This is a genomic window from Bifidobacterium sp. LH_512, assembly GCF_056356435.1.
In genome coordinates this window covers 1,007,864-1,026,382 of sequence record NZ_JBKEUE010000001.1, presented here as the reverse complement: position 1 = coordinate 1,026,382, position 18,519 = coordinate 1,007,864, and the positions used below count along the sequence as shown (strand labels likewise).

Genomic DNA, 18,519 nt, shown 5'->3' with positions numbered 1-18,519 from the left:
CTTACTTGCTCGGAGGCTCGAATGCGTATCCGACGCCATGAACGGTACGAATCATTTCACTGCCAAGCTTGTGGCGTAACGCTTTGACATGCGAATCAACGGTTCGGGTACCGGAAGCGTCAACCCAATCCCACACTTCTTCGAGCAGCTTTTCTCGAGTCAGCACCGACTTCGGCTTACGGGCCAAGGTGGCCAACAAATCGAATTCGGTCGGGGTCAGATGCACTGGCTCACCGTTGACCGTAACGATACGCTGGGCGGGATCGATGATCAACGAGCCGAAATCAAGCACCTTTTCGTTTTCGGAATTCTTCGCGATGATCTTTGCACGCTCGACGCGGCGCAGCAAAGCTTTGCATCGTGCGATGAGTTCGCGCATGGAGAAAGGCTTCGTCATGTAATCGTCAGCGCCGGCCCCCAGTCCAATGACCTTGTCCGCTTCGTCATCGCGGGCGGTAAGAATCAGCACTGGCACAGGACGCGCGGCCACAATGCGCTTGGTGGCTTCCAATCCATCCATCACCGGCAGCATGATATCCATAATGACCAGATCCGGATGGAATTGCATAGCCGTCTGCACCGCGCTCGCACCGTCGGAGGCGACTCGGGCCGTCCATCCCTCGGCGGTGATGCGTTGGGCAATGGCCGTGGCCAAAGTAGGTTCGTCTTCGACGATCAAAACGGTGCGCGGGACCGAGGACTGCGCTGACGTATTAAGCATGTGAAGCTGCCTTTCTCAGAGTTCCGGTTCCAAGAATACCGCTCCGAATGCGGGAATGGTAAGCTTCGCGGACCAATCGCGAGAATGATATTCGCCGGCAACGGCCTTGAACGTGCCGTTGGAGATGCCGGACCCGCCGTACTCCTTGGCGTCGCTGGTCAGCACTTCCTTCCAACGGCCACCTTTCGGCAGCGGGACTTGATAGTCCTGCCAGGCGCTGCCGGAGAAGTTGACGACAACGACCATCTGCTCGCCGTCTTTGCCGATACGCATGAAGCTCAGCGTGTTATGGTCGGCGTCGTCGCTGGTCAGCCACTGGAAACCTTCTGGGTCGAAATCCTGGCTCCACAGTGCGGGGGATGCCTTGTACAGCTTGTTCAGATCAGCGACGAAGCGCTGCACGCCGCGATGATCCGGCCACTTCAGCGCATCCCAATCCACGGAACCGTTATGGTCCCATTCGCCGTACTGAGCGATTTCATTGCCCATGAAGCTCAGTTTCTTGCCCGGATGCGCCCACTGGTAGGCGAACAGGGCTCTGACGCCCGCATAACGCTGCCAGTCGTCGCCCGGCATCTTGCCGAACAGCGCGCCCTTGCCGTACACGACCTCATCGTGGCTGATCGGCAGTACGTAGTGTTCGGAATATGCGTACACCATGGAGAAGGTGATTTCGTTGTGATGCCATTTGCGGTCGATTGGAGCATGGTGCAGATATTCCAGCGTGTCATGCATCCAACCCATATTCCATTTGAGGCCGAATCCCAGACCATTGGCGTCGGTCGGCGCGGTGATGCCCGGATACGCGGTGGATTCCTCGGCGATCATCATGATGCCGGGGTTGTTCTTATACGCCGTGGCGTTGGCTTCCTTGAGGAAGTCGATTGCTTCGAGGTTTTCGCGTCCGCCATAGATGTTCGGACGCCACTGGCCTGCCTCGCGGCTGTAGTCGAGATACAGCATCGAGCTGACCGCATCCACGCGCAGGGCGTCGACATGGTACTCGTCAAGCCAGAAGCAGGCGTTGGCCACAAGGAAGTTGCGTACCTCGTTGCGGCCGAAATTGAACACGTACGTGCCCCAATCCGGATGTTCGCCGCGCATCGGATCGGGATCCTCGTACAAAGGTGTGCCGTCGAAACGGCCGAGCGCGAAGGCGTCCTTCGGGAAATGGGCAGGAACCCAATCCATAATCACGCCGATGCCGGCTTCATGCAGCTTGTCGACGAGATATTTGAAATCGTCGGGACCGCCCAGTCGGGAATCGATGGCGTAATAACCGGTGACCTGGTAGCCCCAAGAGCCGGAGAACGGATGTTCTGCCAACGGCATGAACTCCACATGGGTGTAGCCCATTTCGGTGATGTACGGAACCAGCTTGTCGGCCAGTTCGCGGTAGTTCTTCACGTCCTTGCGCCAGCTGCCGGCGTGGACCTCATAGATGCTGATCGGGCCGTCGTGCGGATTGGTCCTGGCACGTTTGTCCATCCAGGCGTCATCGTTCCACTTGTGCGTGGAATCGACGACGATGGAACCCGTGCGCGGCGGAATCTCGTGCGAGCGTTCCATCGGGTCGGCCTTCATGATCCACTGGCCGTACTGCGTCAGGATTTCGTACTTATAGACCTCGCCGGCTTCGACACCGGGAATGAACAGCTCCCAAATGCCGGAGGAGCCCAGCTCCCTCATGGCGTGGCTTTTGCCGTTCCAACCGTTGAAATCGCCGACGACGCGCACAGCGCGCGCATTCGGAGCCCATACGGTGAAGGACGTGCCGACCAGTTGCTTGCCGGTCACTCCTTCATTGGTGCCCATCGGGTCATCGAAACGCATCACGTGCGCGCCCAGAGCCTCCCACAGGCGTTCATGACGTCCCTCGCCGAACAAGTACGTGTCCAGTTCGCCGATCATCGGCATATAGCGGTATGGATCGTCCTGCACGACGGCGGGGCCGTCCTCATACGATGTGCGGATTCGATAGTCTGGAATTCGGTAGCCTTCGCTGGTATTCAGCGCAGGCATGGTGGCAGTGAATACGCCATTGTATTCATGCTCGGCTTCGTATTCCCCCTCTTGAGTGATAATCGTCACGGTTTTCGCCATTGGGCGGAGCATGCGGACCGTGACGGTGTCCTCATGCTCACCGGAACCGAGATGCCCGCCGAGCACCTCATGCGGATTGTAGTATTCCGCGTTGCTGACCGCATCCAGAATGTCTTGGTTGATGCTGACTACATCTTCATTGATTGTGGAATGTTTGCCCATGGGAAAAATATAACCACGCAAAACTGTTTTCGTGACTGTTTTCCCGTATCGTGTCGTGTGATTTTGGAGTTCGGAACATGCAAAGCCGCTCAAGTCCGCACTAGCTGGCATAATAGTTCGGGTTTTTTCGAACGATTTCACGGAGGATTCATGGGCTACAAGGTCGGCGATATGGTCGTCTATCCGCGTCACGGCGCCGCAAAGGTGGAAGCCATCACCGAACGAACGGTTAAGGGCGTGACGCGGGAATACCTGCAGCTGTCGGTGCTGTCCTCTGACGGACTTGTCATCAATGTTCCTGTCGATAACGCGCAGAAAGTCGGCGTTCGCGATATCGTCGACGGTCGCGCCGTCGCCAAGGTGTTCGAGATTCTTCGTACGCCGATTATCGAAAAGGAAATGAACTGGTCGCGTCGCTACAAGCTGAATGTGGAGAAGATCGCCACTGGTGACGTCAATAAAATTGCCGAAGTCGTGCGCGACCTCGCTCAGCGCGATGTTGACGAGCATGGCCTGTCGGCAGGCGAAAAGCGCATGCTAACGAAGGCCCGCAGCATTCTTACCTCCGAAATCTCCCTATCGGAGAAGCTGGAGGAGTCCGAAGCGCAGCGTCTGCTGGATGTCAATCTTGGATACGAGGAGCCGCAGCCGGGTGATGAGAAGCATCACACTGAAGCGCCTCAGGAGGCCGCGGCGGATACGTTGGCTCGCGTCGCCGCCGAAGGCAAGGGACGCAAGAAGAAGTGATTGTGTCAGGCCCGTCGAATGACGGGCTTTTTCATATGTGACATACGTGATGCGCCGGTGGTGAACGTCACGACGAACTATTTGCGGATATCGGGGTGCCATATGCAGAATATGATGATTGGACAGGGGTTTGACGCGCATCGTTTCGCCGCTTCGGGGAGCGGGCGTCCGTTTTGGCTGGCCTGTCTTCAATGGCCTGGAGACGGCATTGAAGGTGATTCCGATGGCGATGTCGCCGTTCATGCGTTGATTGACGCATTGCTTGCCGCGTCGCATTTGGGGGATATCGGCACGTTATTCGGCGTCGGCGTGAATTCGTCGGGAGCGGGCATGCATGGCGATGCCATGCTGCGTATGACGGTGAATCATTTGAAAGAACACGGATTCGAGCCGGTAAGCGCAAGCGTGGTGATTGTCGGCAACAGGCCGAAGATTGGTCCGCGTCGGCTTGAGGCGCAGCAGGCGCTGTCCGATGCAGTCGGTTGTACGGTGTCGCTGAGCGCGACCACCACCGACGGCATGGGATTCACCGGCGCGGGAGAAGGACTGGCTGCCTTGGCCAACGCGTTGGTGCGGCCGTCGGCATGATCGCCTTATCGTCGCAGTATCGATTGAATGATTCTGGCGGCCGCCCACAGCAGCGTCGACAAGGTGACGATGATGAAGCTTGGGGGAGCCGGGAACATGGCGGACAGCAGCAGTCCGCCCCAAATCGACACCAAGCAAATCATTGATGCAATGATCATCGCCTTTAAGGGGGATCCTGCGATGATATTCGCGGTTGCCGCCGGAGTGATGACAAGCGCGAACACCAGCAATGTGCCTACGGCCGGCACCGCAAGTGTGATCACGCCTGCCATAATGGCCATGAATGCGATGTTCATGGCTGCGATCGGCACGCCTTTTGCCTGTGCCACCTGCTCGTCCAGTGAGCTGAACAGCAGCGGGCGGTAGATCAGAGTGATGACGATGAGCAGCAATACGTCGAAGATGGCGAAGCCTGTGATTTGTTCGTCGGTGATGGTGAGGATGGATCCGAACAGCACTGATTGCATTTGCTGCGATGCGGAGCTGGAGAGCCGGGCGAAGAACAGACCCAAGCCGGTTGCGAATGCCAGCACCGTGCCGGTCGCGATTTCTCGCTGTGAGATTTTTTTGCCCAGCGCGCCGATAACCAGTGCGCCGGCGAGGGCGAAGACTCCCATGCCAAGGCTTACTGGAAGTCCGAGCAGGGCGGCGCCTGTCGCGCCCGGGAGCCCGATATGTGCCAAAGCATGTGCGGCGAAAGTGGATTGACGTGCGATGGTGAAATATCCCATAATGCCGGCGGCCAGTGCAATGCAGAGGCCCGCTTGGAAGGCGTTGGCCATGAATGGCGCCGACAGCGTCGTCATCCAATGAGGGTCAAAAGAAAAGCTGATGACATCCATGCGATCCTACTTCCTTTTCGTTTTGTCGTGATGGTGGAATGCCGCGACTTCGTCGATATGGTGCATGTCGGGATTCGGCATGCGCTCGTCGTCCGGGCTGGGGGTTACGAACATGTCGCCTTGCGGCGTGGTGACGACCTGTACGGTCGTTCCATACAGGTGCGTCAGCAGATGCGCGTCAAGTACGGTGTCCATCGAGGCATAATGCGGGTGGCCGTCCAGCAGATACACCGCTCCGGTAAGAATCGGAAGCAGCATATTCAGGTCATGCGCGACGATTTGGATGGTCATGCCCAGATCATGACTGAGTTTGGCGAGAATGTGGACCATGGAACGTTGGCTTGCTAGGTCAAGATTGGCGAGGGGCTCGTCAAGCATCAGCAGTTCTGGATCCGAAACCAGTGCCTGGGCGATGGCCACACGCTGACGCTGGCCTCCTGACAGTTGGGAAAGCCTATGGTGTGTTTTGTCGGCCATGCCTACGAAGGCCATGGCTTCGCGCGCCTTCGCGCGTTGACGTGCCGTAACCGGATGAATGCCGAATTTTGTGCCGGTCAGTCCTAGAAGCACTGATTGTTCCGCAGTCAGGTTCGATTCCGTGTTCGCGATATAACTTTGTGGTACGTAGCCGATGTGACGGTTGGCCGTGCCCGCAGGTTTGCCCAGCACGGTGATGGAGCCTTCGCTAAGGGGCAACAATCCGAGTTCGGCCTGCATCATAGTGGTCTTGCCGGTGCCGTTCGTCCCCACTATTGCGGTGACGGAACCTTTCGGGATGCGGAAAGTTCCCTGCGACCAGACCAGATGGTCGCCGCGTCGGACCGCGGCATTGTCGAAGATGATGCAGGATTCAGCTTCAACGGATGCATCGCTTTGATGTTCGTCGTTGTGTGATTGAGCCATCATTGCTCCTGATTTATGTGGGAAAACGAATTGTCTGCAAGGATTGTTGCAAATGAGGCTGACAATCATTCTCATTTAGAAGCTGGGTTGGGATGCATCCGGCGGCGCTGTAAGGTGGTGAGACGCAATGTGGGCCATGACGATATTCGTCATGGCCCACACCATTGAAAAACGATGATCAGCGCATCATGCGCCGGGATCCATCTGACCGGAAGTATCCGGGGTTTCGTCGCTTGCATCACCTATCGTGTCGCTTTGATCGGTCGATTGTGCGGGCGCGTCAGAATCTGCGGGTTCATCGAACAATGTCGAAATGTCATTGACCAGCGTCGCGATCCAATCGGTAAGATCCTTCGCGTCTTCGGGCATCTGCTCGCTGACGTCGAACACCGGCACGTCTGACTTGCCGGCGGTTCCGGTGATCATATTCGTGGCATCGGATGCCGACTGCGTGTTGTTGACCAGCACGTCAATGCCATGCGACTCGACCAGCGCTTGGAACTCCTGCAGGTCAGCCGGCGCCGGTTCGCTTTCCGAAGCCGCCGATTGGGCATAGCCCTGTGGCGTCGCATCCTTAAAGCCCATGTCGTTGAGCAGGTAATAGGCGACCGCCTCAGTGGCGGCATACGTCGCATCCGGATGGGCTTCCGAGAATGCGTCCATCGCATCGGCGAGCTCGCTTTCGCGATCTTCCCAGTCCTTGAGACGCTGCTTGAAATCATCCTTCTTATCAGGCAAGAGTTTTCCGAATTCGCTGGCAAGTTCGGTGGCCACCGCATCACGTGCATCCTTGGAGAACCACAGATGCGGATTGTCGTCTTCCGTGGCTCCCACGGTCGATGCGGCGGAAACCGAAACGGTGTCGTCGCCAAGATTCTTGGTGGCCCATGCGTCGTATCCGGCTCCGTTGGATACGACGACCTGCGCGGCCTGCAATGCCGCGATATCGGCTGTGGCCGGTTCGAAATCATGTGCATCCACTGCGGTGGAAGACAGAATCGAAGTCACTTCGACGTCGTCGCCGCCGATGAGTTCAGCCAACGAACCCCATTGATTGACCGACGCCACCACAACGATCGGGTCGTCGGATTGGGCAGGAGCACTCTGTTGATTGGTTTCGGCCGGTGTTGTCGTTCCGCAGCCGCTCAATGCCAGCATGCCGGCGGCGGACAGCGCGAACAGCGCGGTTATTCTGCGACGAATCCCGCTATTCATGATTGACCTCGTTCCTACATGACGTTATCTGGAATACGGCGTACCGATTTCCGAACCCGCACACGAGTGTCGGGCCGATTCCACGATAACCTACGATACGGAGTAACACATCGCATAGCGGGGAGAATGACGTGATGGCTATCAAAATCGACGGAAAATTGGCCGCTTCCAATGTGAAGAACGAGCTGGCCGGGCGAGTCGAACGTCTGAAGGCTTTGGGCATCACGCCCGGTCTTGGCACAGTTCTGGTCGGCCAGGATCCCGGATCTATGAAATATGTCGCCGGCAAGCATGCGGACTGTGCCGAAATCGGCATTAATTCGATTCGCTGCGAGCTGCCGGCCGACGCATCGTTTGATCAGATTGCGTCGGCGATCCGCGAGTTGAACGAGGATCCGGCCTGCACCGGCTATATTGTGCAGCTGCCCTTGCCTCGAGGCATTGACGAGAACGCCATCATCGCGATGATCGATCCTGCCAAGGACGTCGACGGCATGCATCCATACAATCTGGGCGAACTGGTGTTGCATGTTTCCGGAAACATCACTACGCCACTGCCATGCACGCCACGTGGCGTTATCGAATTGCTGAATGGCTACGGTATCGATTTGCACGGCAAAAAAGTATGCGTGCTCGGCCGAGGCATCACCATCGGACGAACCATCGGACTGATGCTGACGCGCCGCGGGGTCGACGCGACGGTGACGTTGTGCCATACCGGCACGAAGAACGTCGAAGAGCATATGCGTTGTGCCGACGTGATTGTGGCGGCGATGGGCGTGGCCGGATTCGTCAAACCGGAACATATCAGGGAAGGGGCCGTTCTGGTCGATGTCGGCGTCTCCCGCGTATATGACGAAGAGTCCGGCCGACATCGTATCAAGGGCGACATCGATCCGGCATGCTATGACAAGGCCTTCGCATATACGCCGAATCCGGGGGGAGTGGGGCCGATGACTCGCGCGATGCTGCTGCGTAATGTGGTGGAGGTCGCAGAACGATCCCTTGCATGATATTTCCCGGCCTTTGAGTGTCTTCCGGCTCACGCGACACGCCCGAAATTTTTCAGGGATTTTGTGCAGGGCTTCAGGTATCCTTGATTTTTGCTGCTCATGTGCTCGACGCGTGTGCGGCGCGATAACTGAATAACGATATTATCCACTACTCATTTATGTAAGAACCACATTAATGGCAGAGAACAATTTCGAAGTCACCAAGGTTGCCATCAACGACATCGGCACCGAAGAAGACTTCATCAAGGCAGTCGATTCCACCATCAAGAACTTCGATGATGGTGATCTGGTCGAAGGTACCGTCGTCAAGGTCGATCACGACGAGGTCCTGCTCGACATCGGCTACAAGACCGAGGGCGTCATCCCCTCCCGTGAGCTTTCCATCAAGAAGGACGTCGATCCGGACGAGGTCGTCGAGGTCGGCGACACCATCGAAGCCCTTGTCGTCACCAAGGAAGACAAGGAAGGCCGTCTGATTCTGTCCAAGAAGCGTGCCCAGTACGAGCGCGCTTGGGGCGACATCGAGAAGATCAAGGAAGCCGACGGCGTTGTCGAAGGCACCGTTATCGAAGCCGTCAAGGGTGGCCTCATTGTGGACATCGGCCTGCGTGGCTTCCTGCCGGCGTCGCTGGTCGAAATGCGTCGCGTCCGCGACCTGTCCCCGTACATCGGCCAGACCATCAAGGCCAAGATCCTCGAGCTCGACAAGAACCGCAACAACGTGGTCCTGTCCCGCCGCCAGTACCTCGAAGAGACCCAGTCCGAAGTCCGCGAGACCTTCCTCTCGCAGCTCAAGAAGGGCCAGATTCGCGAAGGCATCGTGTCCTCCATCGTCAACTTCGGCGCATTCGTCGATCTGGGCGGCGTTGACGGCCTGATCCACGTTTCCGAGCTGTCTTGGAAGCACATCGACCACCCGTCCGAGGTCGTCAAGGTCGGCGACAAGGTCACCGTTGAGGTTCTCGACGTCGATCTCGACCGCGAACGCATCTCCCTGTCCCTGAAGGCCACCCAGGAAGATCCGTGGCAGCGCTTCGCTCGCACCCACGTTCCGGGCCAGATCGTCAAGGGCAAGGTCACCAAGATCGTTCAGTTCGGCGTGTTCATCTCCGTCGAAGACGGCATCGAAGGCCTCGTGCACATCTCCGAGCTGGCCAACCGCCACGTGGAGAATCCGGAGACCGTCGTCAAGCCGGGCGAAGAGGTGTTCGTCAAGGTGATCGACGTCGACCTGGATCGTCGTCGCATCTCCCTGTCCCTCAAGCAGGCCAACGACTCCGTTGATCCGGCTTCCGAAGACTTCGATCCGGCTCTGTACGGTATGCCGGCCGAGTACGACGAAGAAGGCAACTACAAGTATCCGGAAGGCTTCGACCCGAACACCAACGAGTGGATCGCCGGTTACGAGAAGCAGCGCGAGGAATGGGAATCCCAGTACGCCGCTGCTCACGACCTGTGGGAACAGCACAAGGAGTTCGTCGCCAAGGAACTGGAGAACGCAGCTGCCTCCGCAGCCGAAGACGGCCAGGCTGCCAAGGAAGAGAAGATCGAAGAGGTGTCCAACTACTCCTCCGAGAACACTTCCACCGGCACCCTCGCCGACTCCGATCAGCTCGCCGCTCTGCGCGACCAGCTGCTCGGCAAGTGAGTTTCCCTTCCCTAACAAGGTAAACTTCGCACTGGCCGGTTAGTCGGTTATCGGTGGCCCCTCACCCGAATACGGTGAGGGGCCACTTGCATATCCATGCGCAATGCCTTCCGGATATCACGCTCTCCCATATCCGATGCGTCGTTGCCCGCCGCGCAAGCGGCACGGTAGTATGACGTTGTGATGATACGAGTGGGATTGACAGGTGGCATCGCGGCAGGCAAAAGCACCGTCGCCGAACATTTACGCGAACTGGGCGCAACCGTTATCGATTACGATCAGCTGGCGCGTGACGTCGTACGCCCCGGCAGCATCGGCCTGCAACGAATCAAAGAGGTCTTCGGTTCGGACGCCATCAGTGAGGATGGCACATTGAACCGCACTTGGATGGCCGAACACGTATTCTCCGTATCCGCGCCACAAGGCGCGCGCGAACGACTCGACGCCATCGAACATCCGTTGATCTACGAATTGGCGGGCATGCGTGAATGGCAGGCCGCGACAAAACAAAGTGGCGTCATCGTACATGACGTGCCGCTGTTGGCCGAAGTCATTGACACCATCCCATTCCGATTCGACCGCATCATCACCGTGGAAGCGCCTGAAGCGATACGCATACAGCGCATGATCGAAACACGAAACATGACCAAAGAACAGGCTCTTGCCCGTATCAGACACCAATCCACGCAAAACGAACGCCAATCCATCGCCGACATCATCATCGATTCGACGCAGCCAAAGCATCTCATGCTAAGGCAAGTGGAAGAACTATATAATGATTTGATGTTGTAACGGGAGTTATCATGGGATTCAATATTGAACGCATCAACAAGCCCTTTGTCGTCAAATCGCCGTATAAGCCGAGCGGCGACCAGCCTCAAGCCATCGAAGAGCTTGCGCGGCGCATTGAAGACGGAGAAAACGATGTCGTATTGATGGGCGCCACCGGCACCGGCAAAACCGCGACGACGGCGTGGCTTATCGAACGTCTGCAGCGCCCGACGCTGATCATCGAACCGAACAAGACGCTGGCTGCACAATTGTGTGCGGAATTCCGTGAATTGATGCCCGCCAACGCCGTAAGCTATTTTGTGAGCTATTACGACTACTACCAGCCCGAAGCGTATATTCCTCAAACCGATACGTATATCGAAAAGGATTCCAACATCAACGACGATGTGGAACGTTTGCGTCATGCGGCCACCGCGAATCTACTGACACGTCGCGACTGTGTGGTCGTCGCCACCGTCAGCTGCATCTACGGTTTGGGTACGCCGGAGGAATATGCCGGGCGTATGCTGATGTTGCGCCAAGGCCAGCAGATTGACCGTGACCAATTGCTGCGCCAATTCGTGGCCATGCAATACAAGCGCAATGACGTCGCATTCACACGCGGCACCTTTCGTGTGCGCGGCGATACTGTCGAAATCATCCCTGTGTATGAGGAATTGGCGGTACGCATTGAATTCTTCGGCGACGAAATCGACCGCATCTCCACTCTGCACCCTCTGACCGGCGACGTAATCGGTGAGGAAAACGAAATCCATATTTTCCCCGCCTCTCATTACGTGGCAGGCCCGGAACGTATGGAACGCGCGCTCAAAACCATTCAGGAGGAATTGGATCATCGCGTGGCCGAATTGCGCAAGCAGGGCAAGGAGTTGGAAGCGCAGCGCCTGACGATGCGCACTACTTACGATCTCGAAATGCTCGCCCAAGTAGGTGTATGTTCCGGTGTGGAAAACTATTCTCGGCATTTCGACGGGCGAGATCCGGGCACTCCACCGCATACGTTGCTCGACTTCTTCCCGGACGATTTCCTGCTGGTCATCGACGAATCGCATGTGACTGTGCCACAGATCGGCGCGATGTATGAAGGCGACGCGTCACGTAAGCGCACGCTGGTCGAGCACGGCTTCCGTCTGCCCTCGGCGATGGATAACAGACCTCTTAAATGGCCGGAATTCCTGGAGCGTGTCGGTCAGACCGTGTATCTGTCGGCCACGCCCGGCGACTACGAAATGGGATTATCGGATGGCGTGGTCGAACAGATCATCCGACCGACGGGTTTGGTCGACCCGCAAATCGACGTGCGCCCGGTGGAAGGCCAGGTTGACGACCTGCTGGCGGAGATCAAAGATCGCGTGGCCAGGGGGGAGCGCACGCTGGTTACGACACTGACCAAGAAAATGGCCGAAGATCTGACCGATTACCTGCTGGAACGCGGCATCAAGGTCGAATACCTGCATTCCGACGTCGACACGTTACGTCGCGTGGAATTGCTACGTGAACTGCGTGAAGGGAAAATCGACGTTATCGTCGGCATCAACCTGCTGCGTGAAGGCCTCGATTTGCCTGAAGTCTCGCTGGTCGCGATTCTTGACGCCGACAAGGAAGGATTCCTGCGCTCCTACCGTTCGCTGATCCAGACGATTGGACGCGCGGCACGAAACGTGTCGGGCACCGTCATCATGTACGCCGACGAGATGACCGATGCGATGAACAAAGCCATCGAAGAAACGAATCGTCGTCGTGATCGTCAGATCGCCTACAACAAGGAACATGGCATCGATCCGAAGCCGCTGATCAAGAAAATCAGCGACGTCAATGACATGCTTGCCAAAGAGGACGTCGATACGCAGACCTTGTTGGAAGGCGGCTACCGCAATGCTGGCAAGGCTGGAAACACGCATTTGGGTGTGCCCACAGCGAACGCTGACGAAATGCAGAAGCGACACGAGGAAATCCTGAAGGCCGGACTGCCGGCGCAGGATCTGGCTGATTTGATCAGGCAATTGTCCGAACAGATGCATACCGCCGCCGAACAGTTGCAGTTCGAATTGGCGGCTCGCCTGCGCGATGAAATTCGCGATTTAAAGAAGGAACTACGCCAGATGACCGAAGCAAAGCGCTGAAATCCGCTGTGTTGCGACGGGCGTTGATGGATGTCGATTTTGGGAGCGCGACATCCATCGATGCTTGTCCACGTTGTGACGTTCGTCGGTATTATGTAAAGACTCGTTGCCTCGGCCTGTGATCGGGTAAGATGTTTGGCCTCCGCGTAAGCTTGGAGGCTATGTCAGAGACTCCAGTTGCATTTATGATTGCCACATTTGTGGTATTGGCGATTTTTTTCGTCATTGATTTGTTTGTTATCGGGCGCAGGCCACATGTTCCTTCCACGAAGGAATGCGTGCAGCATATCGGTTTCTTCGTTGTGATGGCGTTGATTTTCGGCGCTCTTGTTTGGGCGGTTGCAGGCCCGAAACCGGCAATTGAATTCTATTCTGGCTGGCTGACCGAATATTCGTTGAGCTTGGATAACTTGTTTGTATTCGTCATTATCATGTCGAATTTTGTCGTGCCCAAGGAAATGCAGAAATATGTGCTGAGCGTCGGTATTACGATCGCGCTGATTTTCCGAGGATGTTTCATTTTGGTGGGCGCCGCCATCATTTCGCGTTTTACGTGGGTGTTTTTCCTGTTCGGTGCATTCCTGATTTTCACTGCCGTCAAATTGGTCATCGGCGGCGATGAGGATGAGGAATATCATGAGAATGCATTGATTCACGCGCTGCGCAAGGTGGTGCGTATCACCGACGAATATGATGGCGAGCGCCTGCGCACGGAAAAGAACGGTGTGAAGTATTGGACGCCGATGCTGATCGTGTTCCTGACCATCGGCACCACCGACGTGATGTTCGCCTTCGATTCGATTCCCGCGATTTTTGGCCTGACCAAGGATCCGTTTATCGTGTTCACTTCCAACGTGTTTGCATTGCTTGGCTTGCAGCAGCTGTACTTCCTGCTCGGCGCGCTGCTCGACAAGCTCGTTTATCTGCCGGTTGGCCTGTCCGTTGTGCTGGGCTTCATCGGTGTGAAGCTGATCATGGAAGCGCTGCACAGTAATTCTCTGCCGTTCATCAATGGCGGAAACCCTGTTGCATGGGTGCCTGAAGTGCCTACGTGGCTGTCCCTTGCCGTAATTGTCGTGGCAATCGGCGGCGCTGCTCTTGCAAGTGTATTGAAAATGCGTTCTTTGCAATCTGCTGAAAAGTAAGAACGTTAAGGCGTTCTCGCGTCAAGGGTAAACCTTTTCCGAAAAATAGTGTGAGCGTTAACAACACACCATTTGGTTTGGATGTGAGATCGAAAAAATACTAGTAGACTGAATTCTGAACAGGGGCTATCCATGCCCTTACTGAGAAAGAATAGGATAGGCAGGCATTCATGCGTAAAGCCAAGATCGTAGACACCATCGGTCCCGCTACCGAATCTCTTGAGAACCTCACCAAGATCGTTGAAGCGGGCATGGACGTCGCTCGTCTTAACCGTTCCCACGGCACCCCGGAAGATCACCTGCGCGTGTACAACAACGTCCGCGAAGCAGGCAAGGCCACCGGCCGTAACGTCGCAGTCCTGGTCGACCTACAGGGTCCGAAGATTCGCTGTGGTTGGTTCAAGAAGAACGCCGAGGGTGAAGACAAGGTCTATCTGACCGAAGGTCAGGAATTCATCATCACCACCGATGACATCGAAGGCGACGAGCATATCACCTCCACCACGTTCAAGGGTCTTCCGGGTGACTGCCACGCTGGTGATCCGATTCTGATCGACGACGGCAAGGTCCGTCTGGAAGTCACCAAGGTCGAAGGCAACAACGTGCACACCAAGGTCATCGTTGCCGGACCGGTCTCCAGCCACAAGGGCATCAACCTGCCGGGCGTCGCTGTCTCTCTGCCGGCCCTGACCGAAAAGGATGAAGCCGATCTGCGTTGGGCCATCCAGACCGGTGCCGACATCATTGCAATGTCCTTCGTGCGCTTCGCCACCGACATCGATCGCGCCCACGAAATCATGGACGAAGAAGGCCGTCGTATCCCGGTCGTCGCCAAGATCGAAAAGCCGCAGGCTCTCGAGAACCTTGAAGACATCGTCAAGGCTTTCGACGGCATCATGGTCGCCCGTGGCGATATGGCCGTCGAGTGCCCGCTGGAAGAGGTCCCGCTGGCCACCAAGCGCTGCATCGAACTGGCTCGCCAGTACGCCAAGCCTGTCATCGTCGCCACCGAAGTTCTGGGTTCCATGGTCAACTCTCCGGTCCCGACCCGTGCTGAGGCTTCCGACTGCGCCAACGCCGTCCTCGACGGCACCGACGCCACGATGACCTCCAACGAAACCGCCGTCGGCAAGTACCCGGCCGAAACCGTGAACACGATGAGCCGCATCTCCAGCTTCGCCACCGAGCACGGCTTCAATCGCATCCCGACGCTGAAGAACCTCGACATGTCCTCCACCGGCGCTGTTTCCTCCGCCGCTGTGGACCTGGCCGACAAGCTCAACGCCAAGGCCATCGTCGCCTACACTCAGACCGGTTCCACCGTGCATCGCGTCTCCCGCGAACGCCCGGCCACCCCGATCTTCGGCCTGACCAACAACGAGCACACCTACCATTGGCTGGCTCTGAGCTGGGGCACCGAAGCCTTCCTGCTGAATGAAGATTATCACGACAAGTCCCGCAAGGATCTGATGATCTTCACTGACAAGGTTCTGCGTGAAGCCGGCAAGGTTTCCGACGGCGACAAGATCGTCGTGCTGAGCTCCGCCCAGGGCGAGCATCAGCCGGGCCGCACGGATTCCATTTACGTGCACACCGTCGGCGCCTGCGACTGATTTCCCGGGTAAGCGCCACACGTCGTTTGCGATGATGCCACATCAATTGCTGACGGCAGCGCTGTGAGCCGGTGATGTCTCGACGTCGGCTCGCGGCATCTGGGTACAGTCCGAGTACTCGGAAACATTGAGGGATGCCCCGAATTGAACCGCACCCCAAAAGTTGGATTGGAAATATTCGGATCTGGCTTTTGAGGTGCGGTTTTACCATGTCGCAGGACGGTAGAAGGCGTTTCAGCGACCGGTACATGAGACGGGTCGCCGGTCTGCTGTGTGATGGGTACGGGGCCGAGCGACTTGCCGCCACGCTTGGAGTTTCGGTGCATACCACGAGAAAATGGATCCATGGGTTTTCCATCGGCGGAGAGGGCGGACTCGTGCGCAGGCGCGAGGGCAACAAGACGTATGACTACGAGACGAAGCTGGCCGCGGTGCGCGCCCATGTCGACGGGGGCGCCGGCGCCCCCGAGGTCGCGCGCCGCTACGGGATCCCCGCCGTGGAGCTGCTGGGCAAGAGGTGCCGCGCGTACCGGGAGGCGGGCCCCGGGGCGCTGATCCCGAAGACCAAGGGACGTCCGAAGGGCGCGCGCAACAAGCCGAAACCGGCGCCGACGCGCGAACAGGAGCTCGAACGCGAGAACCGGAGGCTGCGCGCCAAGGTCGCGTACCTGGAAAAACACCATGCCCTGCTGGCCGGGGAGTCGATGGACGGCGCCGCGCGTCGTTGACCGTCTCGCGGCTGGCGGGGCGAGGCCATCGCTTGGGCGACCCGCCCGGGGCCGCCGGCCTGTCCAGGTCCACCTGCCATTACCACACGGGCCGGGAGGCGCACGTGACGCGGTCGGACGCCCGAACCCATGGCGCCGGTACTCCTCGTACCGGGGCGACAGCGGCACGAAGGTGGCCAACGTGCTCGCCCGCGACTTCAAGGCCACGGGCGCGTGGCGGAAGCTCGGCACCGACGTCACCGAGTTCCGTCCGGACGACGGCAAGGCGTATCTGGCGCCGGTCTACGACATGCACACCTGCGAGATCGTCGCCTGGGACCTTTCCCGGCATCCCGGTCTCGCGCAGCAGAAACGGCTGCTGTCGCGGCTCGCCCGCGTCATGCCGGAGGGATGCGCCCCGGTGCCGCGTTCCGACATGGGCTGGCAGTACCAGCACGCGTGGTGGCGCAAACGGCTCGCCGGCATGGGCGTCGTCCAGTCCATGAGCCGCAAGGGCAACTGCCTCGACAACGCGCCGACCGAGGGCCTGTTCGGCCATCTCAAGGACGAGCCGTGGCGGGGACGGCGCATGACGTTCCGCCGGCTCAGACGCGAGCTCGCGTCCTACATAACCCATTGGAACGCCCGACGGCGTCAGGAAAGACTTCAGGGCCACACCCCGGTCGAGTACCGGATATGACCCTGAATGCCTAGGACGCTATCATGATAAATAACGTCCAACTTTTGGGGCGCAGTTCAGAATATTTCGGGGCATCCCTCAATGCATTGTTGCCGGTGGCATCGGTGATGTCGCCACGTGCGCACAGCAGTCGTTGCTGATGCCGGTCTAGTTATTCGTTCCTTCAATCAGGCCTTTCGGTGCGAAACGTGCACGAATAATCGCGATAATCGACTTCGAGTCAATAATCGTACCGTTGACCACCATGTCATACGCCTCATCCAACGTGTAGAAGCGAACCTCTGAACGAGGTGTCTCCGGGCCGAAATCAGCGCGCTCAACTGGCGTCAGGTCTGTTGCAAGGAACAATATGGTGTGCTGGTCGGAGAAACTGGGCGTATTGACGAAACGGCAGAACTGAGTCATTTTGCTTGCTTCGAATCCGCCTTCTTCGCGAAGCTTCCGCTTGGCGACTTCCAAAGGACGCTCATCAGACGAAATCTCATGTCCGGCGGGAATCTCCAGAGTCCATCGATGTGACGGAATGCGATACTGTTCCACCAGAGGAATGCGCCCATCGTCGGTGATTGCAAGTACGCCGACTGTGTCTCCGTTGTTCTCATGAATCATGTACCGGTCGAAATGGCCGATGTCCGTGGAATCGAGTACGACCTTATCCACGTTGAAATAATGGCTGGAAATGATTTGCTGACGTGATTCCTCTCGAACCGGAGCGGGACGCCATGGATCAAACTGGCGATATGTCTTGTCGCTCATACAGCCTCCTTGTTGGATGATGCAACCTAGTTGACATTATAGGTCTCTTGAAGGGAAAACAGGGAAATGAGCCGGTATGTCATATAAGAAACTTTATTCGTAAGTGCCCGTCCAATATCTTTATCCAAAAGCTGATTTACAAACGTGACACGCATGCATGCGCAGATTTGCATAATCGAAAGAATGTGATATATTAACAGGGTTGCTTGCAACGCCCCTGTATCCCAATTGGTAGAGGAGACAGCCTCAAAATCTGTACAGTGTGGGTTCGAGTCCCACCGGGGGCACCGGTTCGACGAACGGCCGCAGTCGGGTATCGCCCGCTGCGGCCGTTTTGTTTCTCGCCTCCCTGTCCGATGGGCGCGTGTTCTGTGTACCACATTCCGAAATACGCGTTTCGAGCGGCTTTCCCTGCACTCGCCTGTGTCGATGAACAAGTCCCCTTGCGAAAAACTCCTGTCTCTTCGATGCGGATGTGGCGTTGCGTAATCGGCTGCGTGCCGTTGAGGTGGGAATCGTCGAGATAGAGCATCGCTGATGCCGGATGGTGCGGCAGGCCCGGGAAGACGCTCGTTTTCCTGCAGGCTGCGCTGCGGTTCCGTGTGATATGGCGGAGCGGACGGACGTATTGGCGTTCGCCTTTTTTGTTATGGCGGTTTCGTGACGTGGATGGACGGTTATGGCTTACATGTCTTTCGCCGGCGGTTGGAGAGGAGTCCAGCGCGCTGGCGTTTCTATGCC

15 protein-coding genes, 1 tRNA gene and 1 pseudogene are annotated in these 18,519 nt (G+C 57.4%); 11 read left to right on the top strand and 6 right to left on the bottom strand.

Translation table 11 applies throughout. From position 1 onward, the window contains the following. Position 1: 1 nt before the first annotated feature. Positions 2–721, bottom strand: coding sequence for a response regulator transcription factor (locus AC1AWD_RS04445; protein ID WP_476564030.1), 720 nt, complete (start codon positions 719–721; stop codon positions 2–4). Between the two features lie 15 nt (positions 722–736). Continuing rightward, a complete protein-coding gene (gene glgB / locus AC1AWD_RS04440) occupies positions 737–2,986 on the bottom strand; it encodes a 1,4-alpha-glucan branching protein GlgB (RefSeq protein WP_476564028.1) in 2,250 nt (749 codons plus the stop codon). A 150-nt stretch (positions 2,987–3,136) separates the two neighbouring features. On the opposite strand from glgB, the gene AC1AWD_RS04435 reads away from it, so the two are divergent. After that, a complete protein-coding gene (locus AC1AWD_RS04435; protein ID WP_476564026.1) occupies positions 3,137–3,733 on the top strand; it encodes a CarD family transcriptional regulator in 597 nt (198 codons plus the stop codon). Between the two features lie 111 nt (positions 3,734–3,844). Further along, positions 3,845–4,321, top strand: a complete 477-nt coding sequence (gene ispF, locus AC1AWD_RS04430; protein ID WP_476564586.1) for a 2-C-methyl-D-erythritol 2,4-cyclodiphosphate synthase — start codon at positions 3,845–3,847, stop codon at positions 4,319–4,321. Between the two features lie 5 nt (positions 4,322–4,326). Here ispF and AC1AWD_RS04425 read toward each other — a convergent pair whose 3' ends face one another. The 3 genes from AC1AWD_RS04425 to AC1AWD_RS04415 all read right to left on the bottom strand — a co-directional run bounded on the left by AC1AWD_RS04425 (position 4,327) and on the right by AC1AWD_RS04415 (position 7,281). Continuing rightward, complete coding sequence (locus tag AC1AWD_RS04425) at positions 4,327–5,163, bottom strand: metal ABC transporter permease (RefSeq protein ID WP_476564024.1); 837 nt, start codon at positions 5,161–5,163, stop codon at positions 4,327–4,329. Positions 5,164–5,169: 6 nt separating this feature from the next. Then, complete coding sequence (locus AC1AWD_RS04420) at positions 5,170–6,066, bottom strand: ABC transporter ATP-binding protein (protein WP_476564022.1); 897 nt, start codon at positions 6,064–6,066, stop codon at positions 5,170–5,172. A 186-nt stretch (positions 6,067–6,252) separates the two neighbouring features. Continuing rightward, the gene (locus AC1AWD_RS04415) at positions 6,253–7,281 is read right to left on the bottom strand and encodes a metal ABC transporter solute-binding protein, Zn/Mn family (protein WP_476564020.1); all 1,029 of its coding nucleotides are present in this window, start codon (positions 7,279–7,281) and stop codon (positions 6,253–6,255) included. Between the two features lie 134 nt (positions 7,282–7,415). On the opposite strand from AC1AWD_RS04415, the gene AC1AWD_RS04410 reads away from it, so the two are divergent. The 8 genes and pseudogenes from AC1AWD_RS04410 to AC1AWD_RS04375 form a co-directional block, all read left to right on the top strand. Next, positions 7,416–8,294 carry a bifunctional methylenetetrahydrofolate dehydrogenase/methenyltetrahydrofolate cyclohydrolase gene (locus tag AC1AWD_RS04410; protein ID WP_476564018.1) on the top strand — a complete coding sequence of 293 codons (879 nt, stop codon included), beginning with the start codon at positions 7,416–7,418 and terminating at the stop codon, positions 8,292–8,294. 175 nt (positions 8,295–8,469) lie between these two features. After that, complete coding sequence (gene rpsA, locus AC1AWD_RS04405) at positions 8,470–9,942, top strand: 30S ribosomal protein S1 (protein WP_476564016.1); 1,473 nt, start codon at positions 8,470–8,472, stop codon at positions 9,940–9,942. 183 nt (positions 9,943–10,125) lie between these two features. After that, complete coding sequence (gene coaE, locus AC1AWD_RS04400; protein WP_476564584.1) at positions 10,126–10,734, top strand: dephospho-CoA kinase; 609 nt, start codon at positions 10,126–10,128, stop codon at positions 10,732–10,734. 11 nt (positions 10,735–10,745) lie between these two features. Beyond that, positions 10,746–12,857: an excinuclease ABC subunit UvrB gene (gene uvrB, locus AC1AWD_RS04395; RefSeq protein ID WP_476564014.1), complete on the top strand. Its 2,112-nt coding sequence runs from the start codon at positions 10,746–10,748 to the stop codon at positions 12,855–12,857. Positions 12,858–13,018: 161 nt separating this feature from the next. Continuing rightward, positions 13,019–14,002, top strand: a complete 984-nt coding sequence (locus AC1AWD_RS04390; RefSeq protein WP_476564012.1) for a TerC family protein — start codon at positions 13,019–13,021, stop codon at positions 14,000–14,002. Positions 14,003–14,172: 170 nt separating this feature from the next. After that, positions 14,173–15,615 carry a pyruvate kinase gene (pyk, locus tag AC1AWD_RS04385; RefSeq protein ID WP_476564010.1) on the top strand — a complete coding sequence of 481 codons (1,443 nt, stop codon included), beginning with the start codon at positions 14,173–14,175 and terminating at the stop codon, positions 15,613–15,615. A 209-nt stretch (positions 15,616–15,824) separates the two neighbouring features. Then, positions 15,825–16,343 carry a transposase gene (locus tag AC1AWD_RS04380; RefSeq protein ID WP_476564008.1) on the top strand — a complete coding sequence of 173 codons (519 nt, stop codon included), beginning with the start codon at positions 15,825–15,827 and terminating at the stop codon, positions 16,341–16,343. Positions 16,344–16,440: 97 nt separating this feature from the next. Continuing rightward, a pseudogene (locus AC1AWD_RS04375) lies at positions 16,441–17,022 on the top strand (IS3 family transposase); the annotation flags it as partial. Positions 17,023–17,169: 147 nt separating this feature from the next. Here AC1AWD_RS04375 and AC1AWD_RS04370 read toward each other — a convergent pair. Further along, positions 17,170–17,778, bottom strand: a complete 609-nt coding sequence (locus tag AC1AWD_RS04370; RefSeq protein WP_476564006.1) for an NUDIX domain-containing protein — start codon at positions 17,776–17,778, stop codon at positions 17,170–17,172. A 213-nt stretch (positions 17,779–17,991) separates the two neighbouring features. Here AC1AWD_RS04370 and AC1AWD_RS04365 point away from each other — a divergent pair. Next, a tRNA-Leu gene (locus AC1AWD_RS04365) sits at positions 17,992–18,065 on the top strand. The last annotated feature ends 454 nt before the right edge of the window (positions 18,066–18,519 follow it).

Excerpts from the sequence above, each read along its gene's own strand:
- rpsA (WP_476564016.1), top strand. The coding sequence starts at position 8,470 with ATGGCAGAGAACAATTTCGAAGTCACCAAGGTTGCCATCAACGACATC.
- AC1AWD_RS04390 (WP_476564012.1), top strand. The coding sequence starts at position 13,019 with ATGTCAGAGACTCCAGTTGCATTTATGATTGCCACATTTGTGGTATTG.
- AC1AWD_RS04415 (WP_476564020.1), bottom strand. The coding sequence starts at position 7,281 with ATGAATAGCGGGATTCGTCGCAGAATAACCGCGCTGTTCGCGCTGTCC.
- AC1AWD_RS04425 (WP_476564024.1), bottom strand. The coding sequence starts at position 5,163 with ATGGATGTCATCAGCTTTTCTTTTGACCCTCATTGGATGACGACGCTG.
- AC1AWD_RS04420 (WP_476564022.1), bottom strand. The coding sequence starts at position 6,066 with ATGGCTCAATCACACAACGACGAACATCAAAGCGATGCATCCGTTGAA.
- AC1AWD_RS04370 (WP_476564006.1), bottom strand. The coding sequence starts at position 17,778 with ATGAGCGACAAGACATATCGCCAGTTTGATCCATGGCGTCCCGCTCCG.
- coaE (WP_476564584.1), top strand. The coding sequence starts at position 10,126 with ATGATACGAGTGGGATTGACAGGTGGCATCGCGGCAGGCAAAAGCACC.
- uvrB (WP_476564014.1), top strand. The coding sequence starts at position 10,746 with ATGGGATTCAATATTGAACGCATCAACAAGCCCTTTGTCGTCAAATCG.
- glgB (WP_476564028.1), bottom strand. The coding sequence starts at position 2,986 with ATGGGCAAACATTCCACAATCAATGAAGATGTAGTCAGCATCAACCAA.
- ispF (WP_476564586.1), top strand. The coding sequence starts at position 3,845 with ATGATGATTGGACAGGGGTTTGACGCGCATCGTTTCGCCGCTTCGGGG.
- AC1AWD_RS04445 (WP_476564030.1), bottom strand. The coding sequence starts at position 721 with ATGCTTAATACGTCAGCGCAGTCCTCGGTCCCGCGCACCGTTTTGATC.
- AC1AWD_RS04380 (WP_476564008.1), top strand. The coding sequence starts at position 15,825 with ATGTCGCAGGACGGTAGAAGGCGTTTCAGCGACCGGTACATGAGACGG.
- pyk (WP_476564010.1), top strand. The coding sequence starts at position 14,173 with ATGCGTAAAGCCAAGATCGTAGACACCATCGGTCCCGCTACCGAATCT.
- AC1AWD_RS04435 (WP_476564026.1), top strand. The coding sequence starts at position 3,137 with ATGGGCTACAAGGTCGGCGATATGGTCGTCTATCCGCGTCACGGCGCC.
- AC1AWD_RS04410 (WP_476564018.1), top strand. The coding sequence starts at position 7,416 with ATGGCTATCAAAATCGACGGAAAATTGGCCGCTTCCAATGTGAAGAAC.